The sequence below is a fragment of the Nocardia sp. NBC_01377 genome (assembly GCF_045040005.1).
In the GTDB taxonomy this organism is placed as follows: domain Bacteria; phylum Actinomycetota; class Actinomycetes; order Mycobacteriales; family Mycobacteriaceae; genus Nocardia; species Nocardia noduli.
The window spans coordinates 81,951-103,830 of record NZ_CP109568.1; the positions used below are offsets into that span (position 1 = coordinate 81,951).

Consider the following 21,880-nt stretch of genomic DNA (forward strand, 5'->3'; position numbering starts at 1 on the left):
TAGGAACCTTGGCCAACACTGTCGCGCAACCGGCGTGGGCGGTGCGACTGGCGAGGAGCGTGCGCGTCCTGTCTCCGAACGCGATCATAGCTTGCGCGCATATGGAAAACGCCGAGTTCATCGAAACGACCGGTCTCTCGATACCGATGACGCACGCGTCCGGGCGAGAGAAGGTCGGCCCGTGCTCGGTACGAGATGTCTGGGCGGTTCCGGTGGCCCAGCCCCGTTCAGCAGCTCCGAAGGACGGCCGAACGGGGCGGCTCGACTTGTCGCGGATTGCCGGTGCGCTCGATTGTGGTTTCCCGCCAAAGTCGAGGCCGCGGTGGCGGTTCGGCGGCAAAACGCTACCGCCAGCATCCGGCAAGCGTAAGATTCGCAATGTGTCAGCAACCTACCCCGCTGACATTCGACGCGGGTGTCACCCCCTGATGACCCGCGCATAGATCCGGGTCGTGCCGCCGATGCCCCTCCTGCCGGTGGCGCGACCCGGATACAGCAATCAGGACAGAGGAATTCGGCAACTTCTGGTTGCGCCTGGTCGCCGGACGGGATACACGTGACCGGTGCGCGGCCCTGGACGGCGAGCGGATGGAAGACGGCGGCGAGTCCAGGGCTGGATGACTCGCCACCGCCGCCGTGCCGCGTGGAGATCGGGCGGGACTTCCATCGACACGGGCCCCGGGGTAGACCGGAGGCATCCACGAGCCTAGCCAGTTCGAGCGTCGCATCGGTTACCGCCGTGCGACATCCTCTCCGCGCGCGGTCCGACTCGCCCGCGGTACTGCTGTAGCTTCTCGGAGTCCTGCGAAATCGAGGATGAGGACGTACCGGTCTCATGGGAATCGAGGGTGAGTCCGTTCCTCGATCCGGATCTTCCCAGCGGAACGGCCTGCGCGAAGCGACCGTCCTCGAGTCGCCGACCGCGTGCAGTCGGGGAGGCACGCGCCCTCGCGCCGGTGAGGTGCGAGGAAGGGGCACAGCGCTGTTCGCAGTACGCGCCGATCGCGGATGAGCCCGTTCCGGACGTGGCTCCCGCGCGCGGGTCGTCGCATCGCCGACAGCGCAACCCGACCGCGGCGATCTCCCCCATGCTCGACGCTCGCCCGTCGCCGACGACTCGGACGCGAGCAGGACTCGACGAACGGCATCGCTATCTGTTGGACCGCTGCGCTCCGCTCGTCCGTCCGCGATCTTCTCGCCGCCGAGCAACGAGATATCCTGTGCAGGAGAGGTTTCCGACTCTGACACCGTCGCTGTCGGCAGGTGGAACAGCGCGTTCGGCTCGCGGCCCTCGGTGATGTCGAGGTCGATGATGGCTGCGGCGGGCGCGGGAGCCGCGTACGGGTGGTCGTAGGAGTCGGGCGTGCCGGGCGAGGCGACGGTGGCGTGGGCGCGTGCGGTGTCGTAGGCGTGGAATTCCAGCTGTTCAGCCGCAGCGGTCAGTACTCGTCTGCGGCGGCGGTGCTCGGCGGTGTCGCCGGGCGTGGTGGACAGCGCGGTGCGTGCGGCGGCGGCCAGACTGTTCATCTGGTCCACGCTCAGCTCGTAGCGTCGCCACCGGTCGCGCCAATCCGGCGCGCGGACGATGGCGCCGGTGATCGGGGAGACCGGCAGCGGCAGCGCTCGCAGCTCCCGGACACGAGCCAGCGTCAGCGTCACGCTGCGACGCGCCCGTTCCGCCGCGACAGGTCCGGCCTCGACGGTGGACCGCAGATACCAATACGCCCAGTTGGCAGCCCGGACTGCTGGATGGGGCTGATCCGAACGCGCATGCTCCGGGTATGCACTCTCGTAAGGTGCGCCCCCGCTGGCGGACTGGAGCCACCAATAGCGCCGTCCGTCGTCACCGATTCGCGCGCGTACGTAGGCGACCTGCGTGCCGTCGGCATCGTAGATTCGACCGTGTCCGGCGGTGAGGTCCAGTTCGGCCAGCCGGTACCCACCGCGCAACCCGATGCCCTCCAGGCTCCGCGCCGCGGTCAGCCGCGCACCCTGATCAGCGGCCCGTGCCTCGCTGCCGACCGCGCACACCGGCGATCCGTCGACATGGGTCAGCTCTCGAAAAGCCCATGGCCGCAATCCTTCTGCTGTACGAATGAGCGCAACGGCACCTGCCTCGTGTACGACCACCACGCTGCCCGCACCCTCGGGAGTCATCACGACCGACGCCTCCGTCAGTGGACCGTGATCAGATATTGCCGGTTCGACGTCACTCCGGTTCGTCACGTGCACTCCCTTCCGAATGTTACATATATCGTACATCATGATGTATGATATATGTGACATTCGGGTGGTGTACTAAAGTTCGGAAGTGCCGGAAACACCCGAGGACCCCGAACTCGTACGCGATCGTCGCCTCGCACTCGGCCAGCGCCTGCGGACCCTGCGCACCGACCGAAACCTGAGCCAGAGCGCGGTCGCGGCCGCAGCCGGGTTGGCCCGGCCGTACTACGGCGGAATCGAATCGGGGCAGCACAACATCTCGGTGGCCAACCTGTGGGCCATCGCCGATGCCCTCGGCGTCGACATCGGCGAGCTGTTCACCAGTTCGAGTACCGAGAAATCCGACTAGCTCGACGAACACCGTCCCACCACCGCCCTGCTAAACAGCGACGGCGAGCCCGTGAGCAGCGGGGAGGCGGGCGCGCGATTGCCGAGCATCCGGCCGACGCACGATCGAGCCCATTTTTATCACGTGACGATTCGCCACGCGGGTTCCCGGCTGCCGAAATCTCGTGGCTGATCGGGTCGTAGGCCGTCGATTTCGCATCCGCGACGCCGTTCCCCCTGTCTGCGGCGCGGAATTCCCGACCGGGGAACCGGAGCTGGATTTCGTTGTGAAGTCGGAGATCGAACCTCGGATCCAGATTTCGCAGCAACTCGTTGTAGATTCGGTGCTCAAATCTTCGGTAGACCCTGCGCACGATCTGTTCATCAAATTGGATAGCGAACCTTCGTAGCAATTCTGGATGTAATCTCTTGTAGGATTGAATAGTAGCCGCGTTGTGAGATTCGTAAAACGTCGCTACGATCTCCGTACGGTACTGAAATTACGTGTAGCGGATTGGCGGTGTAGTGGTAATTCGGCTGGAACGGCATGATGATAGTGCGGTAACGGTCCCGTTTTCCGTACGAACGGCCCCGATTCGCTGTATACAGCGAATCGGGGCCGTTGATGATCGCGATATGACCGGCCGTGGACGGACCGTTAGTGGCTATCGCCAGGAGTACGGCGGCGTCGCGAGGATTGCGGCAGCACCGAGCGTCATACCCACCACCAGCAGCATAAATGCCGCTGGAACTGGGGCGATGCCGAGGTCATCGCAGACAATCGCGCTCTGGGCAGCAGCGGCGAGCAGGGTCAGCCCGGTCGAGAACGGCTCCTGCGGATCTGGCCTGGCGATGTCGTTGTAGTCGTTCATGTGGGCGGTGCCCTTTCATGATGCTTGCGGTTCAGTGGGATATACGAATGCCCCCTTTCGGAAGAATGCGCACCACGGGGGCACGCCATTCGAAGAAAGGGGACTTCGCATATTTTCTTGAGCTGTAACTGTCGCCGATAGTACGCGACAGAATGGCTTCGCGTAAATGGAGTCCCCATCGGTCGCGCTACCGGCGTGGGGAACTCGTTTCCTTCGCGCCGCTCACCTGCGCGTTTCGCATAACGGCGACAAGGACAATCAGGAAAGAATGTTTCGGCCTAGCCGGTGGCATGCCCGACGACGGCGGCGACGACGCGCGGCCAGCGAAACCCGGCGGGCCGGAGGTCGGCGCGAGCGTCGACGGCGGCGCTCGGTAGACCCCGCCGCGATATCGCTGTTGCGCACGATGCAGCAAGTGCGCTAGGTAGGTCCGGTGACCTTGCGGCATCGTGCCGGTACGGTCTTCGCTGTTTCGGGAGGTTCTACGGGGGTCGTCGACGGCTATGGCTGGCCGACGACGGGCAGTCCGAGTGCTGGTATGCCTGTGGGGATGCCGGGAATTGCCGCGCATGTGCCGCAGACGCGGACCGGCACCGTGATCCGGCCGCTCGGCACGGAGCCGTCGGTCCAGCCCAGGGCCGCCACCGCCTGCTCGACGGGTAGCCCCAGGCTGACCAGACCTGCTATCGCCCACTCCGCGCTGCCCTCGAAGGCCACGCCGGTATCGGTTCCCCGCAGGCAACGGACACATGTGGCCGAGTAGGTGCCGTCCAGGCCGGGTGGTGGGAAGCTCGCGGTCACGGCCTACAGAGTAGTCCTCGCTGTTGCCCTCGATGCCGGTGCGTCCGCGACAGCCCAGGAGAGAGGGCATGCCGTCTCACACGCAAGATATTCTGCGGCACAGTGCAACTTGATCCTGACGGACCAGTTCAGAGGCCTATGCCTTGGAGGGCGTTGTCGCCGAACTGGTCGGCGATGTGCATGTAGCCGAACAGGGCCGCGCTGTTGGGGTTCCAGCCGCCCTGGGTGGCGATGGTTTTCGCGTCGTGTCCGGCGCGGCGGGCGGCGGTGGCCATGCCCGAGCGCAGGCTGTGGCCGGTGACGTGGATATCGAGGTCTGCGAGTTCGCCGGTGCGGGTGATGATCTCGCCGATCGCGCGCGGGGACAGGCGTCGGTCACCGAGGTTGCCGTGCCGGTCGATGGCCCGGAAGAGGGGACCGGTCAGGATTGCGATCTCGGCGAGTTCGCCGAGCCAGGCCAGTACCGCGCGCACAGGGCAGGTACGGGGGTGGGTGCCACGCGGGACGGCGGGGCTGCGTGCGCCGGTCTTGCCGTAGCGGACGTTGACCACCAGACCCTCGTCGCTGATCTCGATGTCGCCGATGTCGAGGGCGGCGAGGTCGGATCGGCGCGCGCCGATCGCGAATCCGAGCAGCACTAGTGCATGGTCGCGGACTCCGGCGAGGGTGTCGTCGGACAGGCGGGCACCGATGCGGCGCAGGTGGGGGATCGCGACCGCGGGGGCCTTGCCGCGGCCGCGTTTCTGACCGGCGCGGGCCAGTTCTCCCTCGTAGATCTCGGTCTTGCGTAGGGCGGCGGCGAGGGATTCGGGCGGCACGCTCACGCCGCGTCGGCGTTGGGTGACCGCGACGCCGTAGACGCGGCGGCGGATGGTCGCCGGGGCGAGGCCGCGGGTTTCGTGCCAGCCGACGAAGGCCACGAACAGGCCGTAATTCGTTGCGGTGTCAGGTATTTCAGGGGCATCTGGGTCGGCGGCGCGCAGCGCTGCGTTGAAGTCGGTGAGGAAGCGGACCCAGGCGCGCCAGTCGTTGGCGTAGGCGTCGACGGTATTGGGATGCGGCGGGATCTGGCGAGACGCCGAGGCGTCGAGTTCGGCGAGGAGCGCGGCGACGGCGGGGTCGGTGAGCGCCGGGTCGAGCACGGCGCCGGTCGGGCCGACGCGCGCGGCGTCGGATCGGAGGGGACTGGCCGTCGGCGGCGCTGGTGAGGGCGCGCTCACCGGGGGGTGCCGTCCGGAGCTTCGACGTGCTGGATCGCTTTGTCGGTCGGACCTCCGACACGCTGAACTGTATCGCCGCAGTTGCCTTGGCCGTCGAGATCGAGAGGCGCGAGGGTGCCCGCGAAGAGGTCGGCCGCGCCCTGCCAGGTGAGTCCGCCGTCGGAGTACTGCTGCAACTGGTCGATCGCCGCGCCGGGAGTGAGCCTGCCCGCGAGAACTTCGACGTGCAACCGCAGCGCCAACTCACCGTAGCTCACGAACCACACTCCACTTCGGTCGACGGGCAGCGGTGTTGCACACCAACACCATCCACCCTGATCGTAGCCGGTTTCGGGCTCTTTTCCTGACCTCCGACAAGCCACGTTATGGGGGGCCAGACGCGGTCTATTCGGAACTCCGAACAGCAATCGAACTCTTCGGATAATCGGATACATGGCACGACATCTGACGGTAGTGACAATCTGATCCTATCCGGAGTTGCCAACCGTGGACGCAGAGTTCGGTGATGCGGAATATTTTCGGAATCTTCGATATTCTGCATATCGTGACAGGATCACCGATTTCATACGCCGTGCTGTCCTCTGGGATTCCGGACGATCCGAACCTGGGCGCCGCGCCGGAGGATTCGCCGGAGGTGCCGGTGATGTACACCGCGCGGTCGCTGGCCGCGCTCGAGGTCGCGGGGCTGGCCGCGCAGGTATCGGACGCGGCGCGCGCGCTGGCACCCCGTGCCCTGGACTCCGAGGCACACGGCGCGCTGCTGGCCGACGCGATCGCGGTGCGCGCGCTCGCCGATCGCTTCGTCGCGGCCGCCGCGGTCGCCGAACGCGGCAACGAGGCCACCTGGCGCGAACTCGGCGACGCTGCGGGGATGTCGGGCTCGACCGCGCACTCCACCTGGAAATCAGCCGAAGCCGATTGGGAGACAGCCTATCTCGACGTCCTGAGCGCGGCCGTGCTCGGCGATCCGGACCTGGACGCGACGCGCCGGGCCGCGCGGCTAGACACGTGGATCGGCGCGCACGGCGGCGACGAATCCGCCCCGGGGCCGGTCGCGGCCCGTCTCGAGCTGTTGAGTACGGACGGGGAGGCAGAGCAGCTGGCGCGGCTGGACACCCGGCTCCTCGAACAGGACACCGAACCCGATCCGGAACTGTATGCGGCGCTGGTCCTTCGGCGGGCCGAAGTGGACGAAGCGCTGGCCGCCGCGCTGGCGCCTCGACTCAGGCGAGAACAGCTTCGCCGGGCGGCAGCGAATCGCGCGTACGCGCGTGAACTGGTCGCCGAGCTTCCGGCGGCGGTGGCCGCGCGGTACCGGGAACGCCTGGACACACCGAAAATCGCGGAATATGCGTCGTCGGACGTGCCCGCGCCGGTTCCGATCCCGACAGTCGTTGCCTCGATCGGGCCGACGGAATCGGCGACGGCCGAGTCCGATTCCGCGCCGCCGCTCTGACCCTCCGGCCACCCGCGACAGCGAATCACGCGGCACGCGGCTCTCAGCCCGAGAGTATGGTCGCCCTCGAGGTAGTCTGGAACCCTTGCCTTCACCCGGTGAGGTCCCGGAAGAAGACCTGATGCCATTGATGCCCGGTCAGCCTGCTGCCACCGATCGAGGGCTGTTCCAGATCCCTCCCAGCCCCGGCCGGGAGCAGTTGCGACGAAAGTACCGCGCATTCGGCGACGCGATCGCACGAGTGTGGTCGGCGACCGTCAGCAGCGATGTCGCGTTGTACCGCGAGGGTTTCGAAATCGACACCGAGCAGGTGTCGATCGACACCGCCGACGCGGTGACGGTGATGCGCACGATCGATACTTTGATGTGTGAGTTGCTGAGTCCGGCCGAAAGCGCCCGCTACACGGCTTTGTGGTCGAGTGACCGCGACGGCCGAGTTGTGCGCGGGTTGCTGTTGATCCGCAATTCCGAGGTTCACCGACACGCACCCATCGACGTGGACACCGACCGCGTGGTCAGCGGGCCGCGCGACTACCCGTGGCGGGTGTTCCCGCAGTGGAAGGAATATGCCGACCTGCCCGCCGAGGTTCGCCATGGCGAACCGAATCAGAGCCGCACCCCCCATGACCGCTATCGGGATTCGGTCGCGGGCCGACCGGTCGTCGAGACTCTTCTCGACGCTATGCGGTTCTTCGATCGATGCGACCCGTCGCTTACCCGCCGCGCCGACGACGGCGACATTGCTCGTTTCCCCCTCGAGGAATACATCCAGCACACTTACGAGTGCCGTCATCCGTACTGGCCGCGCGCGGCCGAGCACAACGACCTGTTGCTCGACGGTATGACGCTCATGTCTCCGACCGGGCGCAGCAGACAGGTCCGGCGTGCCGTACTTCTCGATGACATGACGTTGTATGCGGGGTTGACCGACCTCGGCTATCACTCGGCGTCGTTTGCCGAGTCCGCCGATCAGATCGCATGGGACGTGGCCGGGGGCTTTCCCTACACCGCCGTCACCAAGGCGGGTGAGGTCGTTGAGATCATCGAGCGCGACCGGATTCTCATGGCCGGCGAAACTGCGCTGTCCGACGTCGACTTGGCCGATACGGTCGTCGGCTCTGGGGTCATCGACCAGGGCGAAGACAGCGACGACTGGATTCGGACATGGTGGACTGAACAGCTCGGCGATGCCTATCGCTACGGTACCCAGCGCCGTCCGGCCGCATAGCTCCGCAGCTGTGGTGCACTGTCGCCACACGCGGAATGTGTTGGGGAAGTGAGGCTGGACGCTTGCCCATAGAGGCCCCGCGACGCCCAATCCCGCGTCTCGGTCGACATTCCACTGCATGAGCCCGGGAGCGAAGCGTGCAGCCGCACGGGCAGTCGACCAGATCGAGAGCGTTCTGCCGATTCACCAGCCCATCAGCCCCTTTCGGGGCGCGCGGTCACCCTCGAGCCGGAGCAGGATGAGGGATCACCACGTGCCGGTGCGTCGGGCGAAGGCTCGTAGGCCCGAAAGGGCTGCGACGTAGCCCACTGATCGATTACAACACCAGTGGAGCTGGGTGTGGAGTCGACAGCCTGACCCAGCAGCAACGCCGATGATGTTGGGCACCGCCCTCTTCTACGGCTGCGACAGTGGGAGCATGCTTATATGCGAAAATTTGGCCGGTAGCGAATGCTGCGACTCTACGTTACCAATGACCTCCATTCATTAATTACTCGAATTTGATGTCTGTCCGGTTGGAAGTTCGAGTGAACTGATGCGGTTGGAATATTGGGTGATACCCGTTGCCCCGAACGAGAGCTGTGCGGCCTCGCGCAGGGCTTCGGCGGCTTATCTATTTCCGTGCGTTCGAATCGCCAGGGATGCCTGTTCGATATCTCGATGCTCGAGGACGGTGTCCGATCGACAGCGTCATCACAGCGACAGTCCACTGTTGGCCAAGAAGTCCACGACTTTCAGGAGCCAGTAGATTAGGCTGATCAGCCTGCCTAATCTCTTGGCGTGCGACGACCAGGGCCGCCTACCTAGATCCCGCCGCGCCTGTGTCCTCAGGGCAATTTCGACGGAACCTCGTCTTTTGTTGTTATCCGTGTTCATTGATTCTCTCTTTCTCTTGTCTATTTGAGTTCGGCATCGCCTCCGTAAATCTTGGGTTTAAATATCGGAAAGCTTCTCGGCTCTACGGAGTGGGCAACGGTCCGCATTCGCATGCGGACCGTTACTCGTGGTTGGAGCTATTCGTTCTTGCCGATTATGAAGATACGGCTCGTTCGTCATTTCGGCAACAAGCGGCTCCTTTGCCGCTGGCGCCAATCCGGGCAATTCGGACTCGGATTTTTAAATTCCCGTGTAGGGGACCACATGGGAGTGTTATTCCAATTTTTCTGCGTGCAACCTGGAGGCTCGGTCACATCCTTGTAACGATCATCGGGTTGCTCGGTCACCGGCTCGCACGAAGTACGCGGGATGACCCGGATGCCATTCGCCCCTTTCGGGGGTAGTGGCGTCCTTGTCGGCAATGCCCGTCCGGTCCGGCTGTCCATGCTCTCCCGACAGTCGTGCGTCCGGTTACTGGAATCGATTGACGCTGTGACGCTCGAGGGGTGCCCCTTGGCCGAAGCTGGGTTCAGTGGGAGCCGGGTCAACGGCTGGGTGGTTGTGGGCGACCGCAGTTTCAGACCGTGAGTCGGTGAAATCCCTAGGGGGTGCCGACGTTTCTTCTGAGCCGCGCGCCGACGTCGGCGCCGACGCGAAAGACGCGTCGGCCTCGCTGAGGACGGAGGGGCGCGGTGATTTGGTCGAGGGTGTCGACCATCTGACGCCTCGGACGTGCAGGTGGCCATGGAGATTGTCTAAATGACTGGTCAGAGGGTATGAGGTGTCGCGAATACGCGGATGTGGATGTTGATGTGGACGCCATTGTGGATTGGGCTCGTGGACGTTGCGGCAACCGAGTTCGGACGCGTGGTCCATAGCGTCTAACGCACTGTTCAGAGCGCTAGGACTGGTGGTCTGGGCTGGTGGACGGCTGGTTACGCAACTTCGGAGTTGATTTTCGTCTTCTGGCTGGCTTCCACATGGCTTGTCGTGGAACACTCTTGGTCACGTGCTCATGCAGCGGTCGGGTAGGTCGCGCACGGATTGTCGGGTTCGGTGCGGACTCAGGGGATCTGGTTGGGGTGCGAGATCGGCATTTCGACTTGTTGTTGTGACCGTGATGGATCTGCGGTGACACGCGAGGCTCGTCCGGTTCGACCCACAATCTCCACGAACTTTTCGGTGCGGTGTCCCCGCATGCACGGGTCGAATGGACGAACGATGCGCTGTCTGCCGCGGGAACCCTTCCAGAGGAGTGACACTCGTGGCCCACCTCAGCGCCGACGACGGCGACCCGCGCCTGCTGCGGCATGCCGGGTGTCGTGGTGTCTGCTTTCGGGAGTTGGTGCGCCGCAGTGAAGTCGGATTCGGTGACCACGGCGAATGAGTACTACGACATCGACCGGGCACGTGGGCGTCGAGGATGCGATGCTCACGGCGGGCACCAAGGACGAGTTCGGCATCCTGATGAGAACGATGATGAGGTCGGCCGGACTCACGCCCTACCGCCTTGAGAAGCTGACCGGTTTTCCGAAATCTACGACCTCCAGCTGGATCCAGCACGGCGAGCGCCCCTTTCCTCGCAGGGATAAGGAAGAGCACGTCACAGCATTGTTCGAAGCCTGTGGCTGCTCGCCCGCGCAGGTGCAGCAGGTGCTGCGTGTGTGGCGCAGTCTGCGCGACGGTGCCCCGCTGCAACCGGCTGAACCGCGGATTGATCAGAGTGAAGACCCAGCGATCATCGGTGGCGGGGCGAAGCCGCTCGAGCCGGTGACCTCATCGCCTGTCGTAGCGGTGGTGGAGTCGGCCGGGGCGCGCACCGGCGCGCTGGCCGGACTGATGGATTGGCTCGTTCCGTCGTCGGCCGTGCTGGTGCTCGTGTTTCTGGTGGCGGTGTTCGTGGTGGATTCCGGGCTGTGGGCGGGTTGGGAGATCGCAGGGCGGCCGCGGCCGGTGATCTCCGCGCTGATCATGGTCGCGATGGTTGGCGTAGTCGGGTCGCTCGCCCGTCGGGGTGAGCGGCTGATCACCGCATCGCGTGCGACCGGGGAACTTCACGGCGGGCCGCCTGGATTGCCTTCTGCCGGGACTGGTGAAGAGTTGTCGCAGGTGCAGGCACGCGACAGTCCGCGCGTGACCGACGTAGTCGACATATCGGCCTCGGTCGTTGCCGATGTGGTCGTCGCGGGCGAGGATACGCCCGCTGTCGGCACCGACGAAGTGCCACAACGATCACCTGGCCTGGATGCTCTGGCACAAGCGCTCGACAGAGTCGGCTCAGGCTATTCGGACACCTTGACCCAGGAGGGGTTCGTTCTGTGGATGTTCCAGAACGTCGGTTTCACGCTGCGTCGCAACTTGGGTCTCGCAGGCGATCGGGTGGCCACGGATACGTTGATGCCCGGCGACATCGTCAAATCCTCCGATCACGAGGTGGGTTTCGGGCTCTATGCCGGCGAGGGGAACATTGTTCATCTGTCACCGGAGCGTGACGTGGTCATCAGCCTGCTGAACGCGCGAGCTGCGGTGGACTGCTGGCGGATACGTCCCTACTTGCCGGGGCCTTTGATCAGGTTGCCGAGGATCAACGATTCGGTCGGTGTGAGGGTGGACCGTTGGCTCGCGCAGGTCGGCGACGAGATCGGTGGTGGCGAGCCGATAGTGCGGATCGTCTGTAGCAACGGCGAGAAAAGGACTCTGTTTCTGCCGCCCGGAATGGTCGCCGTTTTCAAGCAGATCGCCGCCCCGACCTCGTCCTGCGTGTGGACCGATCACATCTTGGGGGTGATCGACGAGGTGCGCTGCGCCGACGTCGAAGTGCGGTCAGCCGCAATCACGCTGGTTCCCGACTACATGGATGCTCTTTTCGCCCAGGTCGAGCCCCGCACAGATGAGGCAACCACTGACGACATCGCCGACGTTCCGTGCGTCAGTATGCGGGCCGATCGGCATGCCGAGGAGTTGGACACCAGCAGCCGTTGGGTGGTGAATTGGCGATCGATACAGGAGCGCGGTCCAGCACGGTCGACTCCGGCCGACCGCGAAAACGGGGACAAGCCCGCTGTATTCACCGAGGTGCACCCCGAGGCCGATGTCGCTGCTGGCGCGGTCCGTGCTGAACCTGTCCGGCGACCAGCCGATGTCGCGGCCTCCGATACGCGCAAGGCCGATCCTGGTGATCCGAGATTCAAGCCGGGCCCGGGTTGGGGGGTGACCGGCGAGCAGACCGGTAGCCAGGGTGCGGCGATGGACAAGATGATCACCGTGCCTCGGCTCAATCGGGCGGCGGTCGACGGTTCTCTCACACGTTGGCTGGTGAGGGAAGGCGACTCGGTCGAGGTGGACGAGCTTATCGCTGTGGTCAGGACGGCCGGGTTCGACCTGGTTCTTCGGTCCCCGGGCCGAGGGATAGTGAAGATCCTGGTGTCAGAAGGTGGCGTCGCCTCCGGTGATGTCGTCGGAGTGGTGGGAACCACCTACGCGCCGAGGATGGACATTGCCTGACCTGAACTCGGTTGCCGCCGTCGAATGCGATGACCGATGAAGAGCGCCGCGGCCGATACCGTCGGATCCGGCCTCGCCGCACTCGACCTCGATGTGAGTACCGAGATCGAGTTCGTCGCGTTGATGCGTTCCGCGCAGAAGGCGTCGGGACTCAATCCCGGACAGATCCACCGAAAAGCCGGCGAGATCGAGGGCCGTTTCGTGCTGCCCAGGAGCACCGCCTACAAGTTCGTTCATAGGTCTCAGACCCGGATCCCGACCCGGTACGAGCAGGTCCGGGCTTTTTTTCTGGCGTGTGAGTTGACGCGATGGCAGATCGAAGCGGTCATGGACAGGTGGCGAAGCCTCGATCAGGCACGGTCGGCGGCGCTCGAGAGCGCTCTGAATGTCTCGCCACTGCCGCCCCGCGCCCCGGAACCGACGGAATCGTCCGCTTATCGAGGCCGGCGGGTTGGAGCACTGGCCGCAATGCTCGTGCTGGTGCCAGCATGCGCGCTGTCGGCGGCGTGGGCAGTAGTCACCGAAACCGTCGGCCTACGATGGTCTTCGGCTATCGACGTCGCGGTAGTCGGACTATGGGTTCTCGCCACCTGGGACGTCGCCATACGAAAGCACTGTGCCGTACCGACTCGACCGGGGGCACCTTCGGTGTCGGCCGAAGCGGTAGCCGCAGAGCGGAACGCAGAAGTCGGTCCAGCTGTGTCCACACCAGTCGCTGCGGTTCCCGCTGACGCGATCCCGGCCGAACCGCAGGCGCAGGCCACCGATTCCGACCAGGAGATCGTCCGGGACGCCGCCGCTTTGAACCGCGCTGCCGTCGCGGTGATGAAGCAACGGGGGACAGTGATCCCGCAGCAGCAAGCGCTGAACATCCTCAACGCCAGCAAAGGCCACAAAATCGCTGCGGCTCTGTCCCAGCAGCCCGCGATCCCGCAGGGCGCCTTCGGCACACTGCCCGCGGTTCCGCAGGGCGGACTCCAGTTCCCGAACCTCATGGAAGACCACTCCCCGGCCGCGAAGGCGCTCGACGCCGCTCGGTCGAAGGTGGGCGCCCAGTACTCCTGGGGCGCCGCGGGCCCGGTCAGCTTCGACTGCTCCGGTCTCGTGCAGTGGGCGTTCCGTCAGGCCGGTGTCGAACTGCCGCGCACCAGCTTCGAGCAGTCGCATGTCGGCGCTCCCGTCGCTTTCCAGAACTTGCAGCCCGGTGACATCGTGATCACCAACGGCGGCGGCCACGTCGGCATCTACGCGGGCGACGGCAAGCTGCTCAATGCAGTCCAGTCGGGTACCCCGGTGTCCTACACCCACCTCGACGCCGACGATGTAGTCACCGCCCGCCGCGTCGTATAAGGGGTTGCCCCCCGCCGAGCAGGCTGCCCCGTCCCAGGCCCGCGTCGATTCGTGGACCTGGTCGGTGCGCCTGTTCAAGACGAGATCCGCTGCGGCCGAGGCATGTCGGGGCGGTCACGTTCGCGTCAACGGTGCCACGGCGAAACCCGCCCAACCGGTTTGCCTCGGTGACGAGGTCCGGATCCGGGCGGGTGGTGTCGAGCGCATCGTGATCGTGGAGCGCGTCGTCACCAAACGCGTCAGCGCGCCCATCGCCGCGCAATGCCTGATCGACCGCAGTCCGCCACCACCTCCGCGAGAGATTCTCGCGACCATGCCGCGTCGTGATCGCGGCAGCGGCAGACCTACGAAGCGCGAACGTCGCGAAACCGACCGTCTCCTCGGCCGCGACGATCCACCGCAGGACTAGGTTTCGGCTGTATCGCCCATGCGAGAAACCCCAGCGCCGCAGTTGGACGTGGACACTCTGTCCGAATGGCAGTTCCGGGGATGTTTTTCCATATTCGTGGGCTGGATGGTCGACATGGACGTCACTGCTCGTGGCTATGTAGACGTCTGGGCAACGGAAGTTGGACGTGTAGTCCAATACGTTCAATGCGCTGGTCGGAGTCTCGGATCGGTGGAGGTCGTTGGTTGGGCGGCTGGTCTGGCATCCTGCGGGGTTGTTTCGTCGACAGGCTGGCTTCGACGGGGCTGTCGTGGAAGACTGACGGTGCGCTCATGCGGCGGCCGGGTTGGTCGCGCACGGATCGGCGGGTTCGGTACGGACTCAGGGGATCTGGTTGGGGTGCAGATCGGCCTAGATCGACTTGCAGTTGTGACCGTGATGGATCTGCGGTGGGCACGCGAGGCTTGTCCGGTTCGACACACCATCTCCATGAACTGTCGGTGCGGTGTCTCTTCCTGCGGGTGACGACGGAGGAACGATTCGCATTGCCTGCTGGAGAAACAGGAACACCTGATGCAGAGGAGCGGGGTTCATGGCCTACATCGACGTCCGCGATGGCGATTCGACCTGGCTGCACGGGTACATCTCACCGCCCGGTTTCCACGCTGGGGGCCCGGTGAGTCGCCGTGCGGCCGGATGTGGTGACCCCGTCGAATGAGCACCGCGACATTGGACAGAGCTGTCGCCGTCGATGACGCAATCCTCACTGCGAGCACGAAAGACGAGTTCCGCGCCCTGATGAAACGGGTGCTGACGATGGCCGGACTCACAGCACACAGCCTGAATGTTCTGACCGGTATTCCCCGTTCGACGGCCTACAGCTACATACAACAGAGGACCGGGCCGTCCCGGCTTCCCAGCAAGAAAGAGCATGTCGCGGCCTGGTTCGACGCTTGTGGCTGCTCGCCGAGGCAGGTGCAGCATGTATTGGATCTGTGGCGCGGCCTGTGCAGCGATGCCCCCCTCGGCATACCCGACTGGTCGCAGCCGTCTGGAGAACGGGTCGATGACGAGTCGGCTACCGCCCGCATCGCCGACCCGGTCGCCGCGGATTCCCCGCCTCTGAAGCCGACGCTGTCGGATACGCCCGACATCGGCCCAGCGCAAACAGATCCAGCGCATCGGCGCAGTCACGTTTGGTACGCGTTGTCGGTCGTGGCGACGGTGTCGGGGGTGGGGTATGTGCTGGATTCGGGACTGTGGGCGGGAATCGAGATCGCGGGACAACCGCGGCCGTTGACATCTGCTGTCGTGGTCGTCGCCCTGCTCGTACTTCCGTGGAGACGCCGACAGTCATGGTGGACTCGAGCACGCAGTTGGTCTGGCCGTGTCGCGCTGCCTCGCCCGGCGACCCCGGCTGATCGGCTCGAGGTGTCAGCTACAGCCAGCGAAACCTCGGATCTCGGCGCCGTGGAGGCAAACGAGCGACAGCCATCGCCGGGGCTGCTCGCCTTGCGTGCTGCGCAGGACCGAGTCGGCATGCTGTACAAGTCGTCGGCGGAGGAGTTCGTTCGGCGCATGTTCGAAGAAGCCGGGTTCGCGCTGCACCGGAACATGGATTGCGCCGGCGACCCGGTGGATGCGATGGCACTGGAACCCGGCGACATCGTCACGTTTTCCAGGAAGCGTGTCGGCATCTATGCCGGTGAGGGCCAGGTCGTTCATCTGTCGCCGGACAACCGCCGTGTGATGGTCGGCGATTTGAACCAGCGTTCTGTCACGCACTGCCGCCGGGTTGCCAGCTTCTGTGTGGGGAACGCGTTCCGGCTGCCGAGCATCGGAGACGACACCAGTGTGAAAGTAGTCGCCTGGCTCGCCGAGGTCGGCGACGAGATCGGTGATGACCAGCCGGTATTGACAATCGCCTTCAAGGACGGCGGTACGCAAACCCTGTCTCTGCCCCGAGGGATGGTCGGCGTGCTCAACCAGATCGCCACACCCCGGTCGACATGGGTTCAGGCCGGTCAAGTTCTGGGCGTGATCGACGTGCGTTTCCACGACGTCGATCGGGTGAGTATCAGCGAGGGTGAGACCGGTTGGGGGGGCGACTCCTGGCTTCCCTCGAACGACTTCTGGGCAACAGATGAGATGCCGTCATCCTGGGACGAGGTGCAGTATGTGCCCCCGGTCACCGCATTCGGTAGTGCTGTGCTGGAACCCGGCGCAGTCCCGGGCGTGGTGCAGGATTTGATCAGCGAGCAGGACCTCACGCCGGAATCGCAGAGCCGCGGCGCGGTCGCCGTGCCGTGGCTTCCCCACGGGAGAGTCGACGGGCATATCGAGCGTTGGCTTGTGCGCGACGGTGATCCGGTCAGTCTCGATGACAAACTCGCTCTCTTCAGGTCGGGCAGGGTCGCGTTCTTCTTGCACGCACCGATCGAGGGAACCGTGAGGATCAAACAGCCCGAGAATGTAGGCGTTGGCTCCGGAGAGGTTGTGGCAGTGGTGGACTGCGCCTGGAGTATGCGCGCTGCCGTGTGAGGCGGTCGATAGGCGCTGGGCAGAGAAGTGAGTGAGATAGCGGCCAGCCGTCGGCTGGCCGCTATCGTGGCGCGCTGGGCTGTGCTCTGCCCTCGTCGACCGGCCTCGTCATGACAGCTCCTGCGCGAGGGAATTCCCTTCGCGTTGGCGATGCGGCGACCCGACTTGACGGATCACCGGGGATTGTCTTCCAGCAGCGCTCGAGCCTTCCCAATCCTCGGCTTATCAGCTGTGGCAGAGGCTTTCTCGATCCTGCGTAGTCCAGCGCCGGTGGCTGCTGAACGGCGGCTGTAGCTCCCGTGCAGAGCCGCGCTCAGGGCCGAGAGCACAACATCGTTCCGTTGAGCTCGGACTGCTGCTGCGGGTCGCCCGTTCATCCCAGCGGTCACTTGTGTCGTCGACTTCGCGCGCGCAATGGCCGGACCCGCTCGGGCCGGGGCGTGCCATTACATTTCGGAATGAATTGCCAACTGGAACCGACTGCAATTCTCGAGTACGCCATCCCGCTTTTCCATCCGACGCGTCAATCGATATTTTTTCGAATCAAGTTTTCGGTCGATATTAATACAATTCATCTCGCCTCGAAAAAGCCGAGGGTGGGCCACCCATTTGCAGATGAGTGACCCACCATTCACCCCAATTCTCGGCCGCATTCCATTGCAGGGAGTTCGGGGGCTTTCGGGAACGGGCACAACCCGCCCCAGCTCAGTCTTTCACGGGGGAGGGGTCTGATTCAACTCAATCCGCAAAAAGAAATCGTCCAACCTATCTATGCAGGTGGGGCCGGGTTTGTCTACGTTCGAAGGTGGTGTCCAGATGTCGCCTGGCGGCGACATGGACGCACGTAGACTACCTCGAAAACCCATTCCGAGCCTTTGTTATATCAGATAGTTTGCATAGGAAAATATTCCTCGGAAAGACCGATTGAAGACATCCCTTTTCCGAGTCTCGTATTGTTCTCGCGAGGGGGTATTCGATTTCACTTCGGGGACATCCATGTGCTTTACTCAGCGCATCGTCATACCCGTGACGACGAATGGCTCCGATTTGCAGATCGGGGCCGTTGACATATCGGCCGCATTCCAGGTCGTGGGCCTGCTCGCCCCGAGCGGGCCCACGACGGAAATGAAGGGAGAATCGGTAATGTGTCACCCACAGCGCGACTCCATCTCGGCACACCACACCGGTTCGCAGCGGGTTCCGGCAGCTCTCGCCGGTCCGAACGCGAACGACGTTGGTGGTCCGAGCGTGGTGCCGTTCGCGCAACCGGGCGGGCCCGATCCCGCTGCGATCGCAGCTGCCTGCGGATCGTGTGAGCACAGCGCGAACGCTTCTGCGACGCCGAGCGACACCAAGCCCGAGCAGATCGGTTCCTCCGCCGAGTCGGAACGGGAGCCGGATCGCGGCGCGTTGGTGCTGCTGGCACTGGTGCCGATGGTGTTGCTCTTCATCGGTGTCCTGGCCTTGGCCCACGTCGACATCGACATCCTGAGCGCCGTGAGCATGAGCGCGGTAACAGTGGTGGGCGCGATCGTGGTTCTGGTCTACCGTCGACGCGTTCGCCGCGGTCGCGGCCGCAAGGCGGTCGGCGTGGTCGCGGATGCTGCGATCGCGGTGGGCGGCATCGTCAAGTCCGCCCTCACCCAGGACAACACGACCAGCGGCCAAGAGTAACGGATCCGATGCCGCACAAGCCAGCACCCGTCTGCGCGATCGGCGCCGCGAGCACACCGATCCGTGGAGGGGCTGCTGGGCGGGTAGGCCACCATGTCGTCAGGTGGTCAGCGTGCAGCTCGCTCTACCGTGCCGTGTCAGTAGGTCGGTGGGGGCGCGGTGGTATCGCGCCAACGTTGGGCGCTTCTCACGTGAGGGATCTGGCCACCGTCGGCGCTGCCTGCGTCGAGCGCACCGGTGAGACCGATGCCGAACCTGCCGCCACCGCCGATTCCTGGGACGCCTCGCAGGAGTCGGCAGTCGCGCGTGCGTGGTGCTCATCGAAGGCCGCACACGCGCGACACAGTCCCGGGGTGATTGGTGCGGCGGGCTGCGAGGATCGATGAGCAGCGCCGTGGCCGGTGTCGACGGATCGGTCTTCGCCGCGCTCGGCTTGCAGGTGAGCACTGAGCAGGATTTTCTGGAGTTGATGCGCGCCGTGCAGATGGCATCGGGCCTCAACGCGGGACAGATCTCGAAGAATGCGGGGGCGATCGACGGCCGCCGTGTGCTGCCGCGAAGCACCGCCTACACCTTTCTCGATGAGCGGCGCCCCCACGTTCCAACCAAAGGTGAGCAGGTCAGAGCGTTCTTCGTCGGTTGCGGTCTGCCAGCATCTGATGTCGAAACGGTCATGGGCGCGTGGCATCTCGTCAAAGCACCCCCCGTCGCACCCGCCAACGGCCAACCGGGGTCGCCATCGGTGCCTGCGCCGAATGCAGCCTCCACATCGAGCGACCGAGACCGATGGATTCGAGCACAGGCTGCGGCGCTGGTGTTGGTTCCTGCCTGCACGCTATCGGCAGCGTGGGTGACCTTCACCGAAAACATCAGCCCACGCTGGTCTTTGATCTTCGACGTCGCGATCGCCGTATCCTGGATGGTTCTCGGTGTCACCGCTGCTGCCCTCCGGCAAGGGGCGATCTCTGATGCACGCGTTGTCGGTTCTGCGTCGATCGAATCAGTCGTTGTTGAGCCAGTTCAGATCTCGGCTGACAGCCGGGCCGAGCGCACGACGCCCCGCGTCCGCGGTCGGCATGCGCGTTCTCGTGCGACGACATCCAGGTTGCACCACATGCTCACCAGCGTCGCCGTGGCGTGGATTCTGTCCCGGTCGCCGCTTCCTGCGTCGACACCACGCGCACCTCGACCCGACGTAACACACTGGTACGCCCCAGATCTTCCGCAGATCACGGTCGTTTCCGCTGCGGACTCCGATGTACCGGTGATGGCACATCATCCCATCGACCCTCAAGCACAGCCCTACCAGACCGTGATACGTCGCTTCACCGATCGACTCTTCCCCGACCACAACGTCCCGTACACCGGCATCGCCGTCGCCGCCGCCATCGGAACTCCGGTAACCGCCGTCGCCGACGGTGTGGTTGACGCGGTTGAGTCCGATTGGGTGTACCTGCGCCACAGCGACGGAACGGTGACGGTATACGGCCATATCCGGCAACCGGCGGTGACGGCAGGCGAGCAGGTTTCCACAGGCGACCAGATCGCGAAAGTCGGTGGCGGGTCTCCTTTCCCACACCTGTACTTCGAGGTCTGGGACATCGACAACTTCAAGATCGACCCATTACCCTGGCTGGAGGACCGGGGTGCTCAGATGCCACTCTCGTCATGGGCCTCGTGACCACTACAACCAAGCAGTGGATCGACCGGCAGCGAGGTTTCGACGCAAGCATGACGCCTAGGTGGTCAGTAGCCGCAGCGGCAGTCTCTGTCGTCGCCGACTTCCCGCAGCGGCACAACAGCGGGATCACGTGACGATTCGACCGACGAGTCCCAGCCCTCGGGCCCACACCCGCGACGGGTTCACCGGCTGGATGCGTCGGCACACGCTGCGTGCGGCGGCCGGATCGCTGGAAGCAGGCGCGTTCGCCTTGCTACCTCACCGACCTGGACGCCCTCGGGGACGACTTGCGCCACGCCGCCGGTGCCCTTCGTGTAGCCGACGCCGTCGGCGACGTACGCCGGGGGATACGCGGCAGGGTCCACGGAATCGCTGGGAAGCAGACGCGTTCGGATTCGCCCCGGGGAGAATTGGGGCCGTGAGCGACATTTCGGACCAGGACGCGCACGCCATCCTGGAGCAGATGGCGTCGCTGCGCGCCGCACACCGTCGTGGCGATGACGACATCGACTTGACGTTGCACCGCGTGGTCGAGCGCTACGGGATGGCGGCGGTCGCCGAGGTGATGGCCGCCCGTGACGACCGTGAGCGGCTTGGTGTTGAGGTCGAGTTGCTTCGGCAGTTCGGGTCTGCGCTGTATGGGCGTGCCAGCGGGCCTGACGATTCGGCGGAGCAGCCGTAGCTCGACGGTCGTCCCACCTGGTGTCAGTGCTAGGTGCTCAGGTCCGGTCGTCGTGGAGTCCGCGGTCGCTGAGGCTGCGGCGGGCTTTCTCGCGGGCCCGATCGTAAGCGCGTTGAGCGGCGCGGGCGGTGATGGCGAGTGCGGCGGCGACCTCGGCGTTGCTGTAGCCGGCGATCCTGCGCAGGAACACGGCCTTCTCTGAGGTGGTCATCGCACCGACCGCGATGGCGGTGAACTCCTCGTCCAGCGCGGCGCTTTCGGGGGCTTGATCGTGGGTGCGCCACCAGAAGAACCCGACGTCGGACAGTTCGTCGTCGGTCTCGAAGGTCCTGAGTGCGCGTGCGAGTTCGGTACGGTGTGCGCCGAGGGTGCGGGTAGCGACCATGTAGAGGAACGCCTTGGGTGTGCGGATGACGTTCCACTGTCGCAAGACGATCTCGACGGTGTGGGCCACGATGTCGTCTGCGTCGGCCCCACACACCAGCGTGCCGCGCGTCCAGCGTCCTCCATCGCCGTCTGAATCGTCAGCTGTCCGAAGCGGTGAGCGCGGTGGGCAGAAATTTTGTGCCGCTCATCAGGTGGTGGTGGAGGTCGTCGTGGTCGATGTAGGCACGGCCCAGTCGGCGACGGTTGCCCCCGTCGGGACCGTCGAACACGAAGCGATCGAATGAGATCGAGTACAGGTAGGCGAGACGGGAGTACACCGCGCCCAGGCCATCGGGATGCTCGATGGCCCCCGGGGCGGGGGCGCTGAGGATCCGACGCGCCTCCCGATCGATGGCCGTGATCAGGCGCTGTGACTCGTGCCAGATCTCGATCACCGAATCGAGTTCGGCGTCTGCCGCCTCCGGCACTGCGGATGCGACAGGCACATCGACAGTCGTGGTTCGGGTTGCCATCCGGCGGTGTAGGTCGAGCAGCCCCCCGAGCGAATCGAGCAGCACTGATTCCGTAGTGGTGGGCAGGTCGCTTTCATCGTGTCGAGCGAATGTGGCCACGATGAGTCGGCTGTCGGGCAGTGTATCGATTGCGTCGGCATTCACGGCATCCCCCTCGA

At 64.8% G+C, this 21,880-nt stretch carries 18 protein-coding genes; 12 read left to right on the top strand and 6 right to left on the bottom strand.

Annotation, left to right across the window (positions count from 1 at the left end):
- Window positions 1–2,311: 2,311 nt before the first annotated feature.
- Entirely contained in the window at window positions 2,312–2,572 is a 261-nt protein-coding gene (locus OG225_RS43285) for a helix-turn-helix transcriptional regulator (protein ID WP_331761257.1), read from the top strand.
- Between the two features lie 643 nt (window positions 2,573–3,215).
- Here OG225_RS43285 and OG225_RS43290 read toward each other — a convergent pair.
- The 4 genes from OG225_RS43290 to OG225_RS43305 form a co-directional block, all read right to left on the bottom strand.
- Window positions 3,216–3,422, bottom strand: a complete 207-nt coding sequence (locus tag OG225_RS43290) for a hypothetical protein (RefSeq protein ID WP_331761259.1) — start codon at window positions 3,420–3,422, stop codon at window positions 3,216–3,218.
- A 501-nt stretch (window positions 3,423–3,923) separates the two neighbouring features.
- Window positions 3,924–4,223, bottom strand: a complete 300-nt coding sequence (locus tag OG225_RS43295) for a hypothetical protein (protein ID WP_331761260.1) — start codon at window positions 4,221–4,223, stop codon at window positions 3,924–3,926.
- Between the two features lie 128 nt (window positions 4,224–4,351).
- Window positions 4,352–5,443 (bottom strand): site-specific integrase, encoded by a 1,092-nt coding sequence (locus tag OG225_RS43300; RefSeq protein WP_331761261.1) that lies wholly within the window; start codon window positions 5,441–5,443, stop codon window positions 4,352–4,354.
- On the bottom strand, window positions 5,440–5,700 hold the full coding sequence (locus tag OG225_RS43305) for a hypothetical protein (RefSeq protein ID WP_405183713.1): 261 nt from the start codon (window positions 5,698–5,700) through the stop codon (window positions 5,440–5,442). The genes OG225_RS43300 and OG225_RS43305 overlap by 4 nt, the downstream gene beginning before the upstream one ends.
- A gap of 287 nt (window positions 5,701–5,987) precedes the next feature.
- On the opposite strand from OG225_RS43305, the gene OG225_RS43310 reads away from it, so the two are divergent.
- The 11 genes from OG225_RS43310 to OG225_RS43360 all read left to right on the top strand — a co-directional run bounded on the left by OG225_RS43310 (window position 5,988) and on the right by OG225_RS43360 (window position 20,823).
- Window positions 5,988–6,899 (top strand): hypothetical protein, encoded by a 912-nt coding sequence (locus OG225_RS43310; RefSeq protein ID WP_405183714.1) that lies wholly within the window; start codon window positions 5,988–5,990, stop codon window positions 6,897–6,899.
- A 310-nt stretch (window positions 6,900–7,209) separates the two neighbouring features.
- Entirely contained in the window at window positions 7,210–8,127 is a 918-nt protein-coding gene (locus OG225_RS43315; protein ID WP_405183678.1) for a hypothetical protein, read from the top strand.
- A gap of 2,140 nt (window positions 8,128–10,267) precedes the next feature.
- Complete coding sequence (locus OG225_RS43320) at window positions 10,268–10,390, top strand: hypothetical protein (protein ID WP_405183679.1); 123 nt, start codon at window positions 10,268–10,270, stop codon at window positions 10,388–10,390.
- A gap of 23 nt (window positions 10,391–10,413) precedes the next feature.
- Complete coding sequence (locus OG225_RS43325; RefSeq protein WP_405183680.1) at window positions 10,414–12,507, top strand: biotin/lipoyl-containing protein; 2,094 nt, start codon at window positions 10,414–10,416, stop codon at window positions 12,505–12,507.
- Between the two features lie 699 nt (window positions 12,508–13,206).
- Window positions 13,207–13,857, top strand: coding sequence for a C40 family peptidase (locus OG225_RS43330; RefSeq protein WP_405183681.1), 651 nt, complete (start codon window positions 13,207–13,209; stop codon window positions 13,855–13,857).
- A gap of 4 nt (window positions 13,858–13,861) precedes the next feature.
- Entirely contained in the window at window positions 13,862–14,266 is a 405-nt protein-coding gene (locus OG225_RS43335) for an RNA-binding S4 domain-containing protein (RefSeq protein WP_331760971.1), read from the top strand.
- 571 nt (window positions 14,267–14,837) lie between these two features.
- Window positions 14,838–14,963: a hypothetical protein gene (locus OG225_RS43340; RefSeq protein ID WP_405183682.1), complete on the top strand. Its 126-nt coding sequence runs from the start codon at window positions 14,838–14,840 to the stop codon at window positions 14,961–14,963.
- Window positions 14,960–16,786: a hypothetical protein gene (locus tag OG225_RS43345; RefSeq protein WP_331760973.1), complete on the top strand. Its 1,827-nt coding sequence runs from the start codon at window positions 14,960–14,962 to the stop codon at window positions 16,784–16,786. Before OG225_RS43340 ends, OG225_RS43345 begins: the two co-directional genes overlap by 4 nt.
- Before the next feature lie 1,026 nt (window positions 16,787–17,812).
- Window positions 17,813–18,460: a hypothetical protein gene (locus OG225_RS43350; RefSeq protein WP_405183683.1), complete on the top strand. Its 648-nt coding sequence runs from the start codon at window positions 17,813–17,815 to the stop codon at window positions 18,458–18,460.
- 382 nt (window positions 18,461–18,842) lie between these two features.
- A complete protein-coding gene (locus OG225_RS43355) occupies window positions 18,843–20,141 on the top strand; it encodes a M23 family metallopeptidase (RefSeq protein ID WP_331760977.1) in 1,299 nt (432 codons plus the stop codon).
- Between the two features lie 418 nt (window positions 20,142–20,559).
- Window positions 20,560–20,823: a hypothetical protein gene (locus OG225_RS43360; RefSeq protein WP_331760979.1), complete on the top strand. Its 264-nt coding sequence runs from the start codon at window positions 20,560–20,562 to the stop codon at window positions 20,821–20,823.
- A 37-nt stretch (window positions 20,824–20,860) separates the two neighbouring features.
- Here OG225_RS43360 and OG225_RS43365 read toward each other — a convergent pair whose 3' ends face one another.
- Window positions 20,861–21,277 (bottom strand): ECF-type sigma factor, encoded by a 417-nt coding sequence (locus OG225_RS43365; protein WP_405183684.1) that lies wholly within the window; start codon window positions 21,275–21,277, stop codon window positions 20,861–20,863.
- Between the two features lie 70 nt (window positions 21,278–21,347).
- Window positions 21,348–21,866 (bottom strand): hypothetical protein, encoded by a 519-nt coding sequence (locus OG225_RS43370; RefSeq protein ID WP_331760983.1) that lies wholly within the window; start codon window positions 21,864–21,866, stop codon window positions 21,348–21,350.
- Window positions 21,867–21,880: the final 14 nt, after the last annotated feature.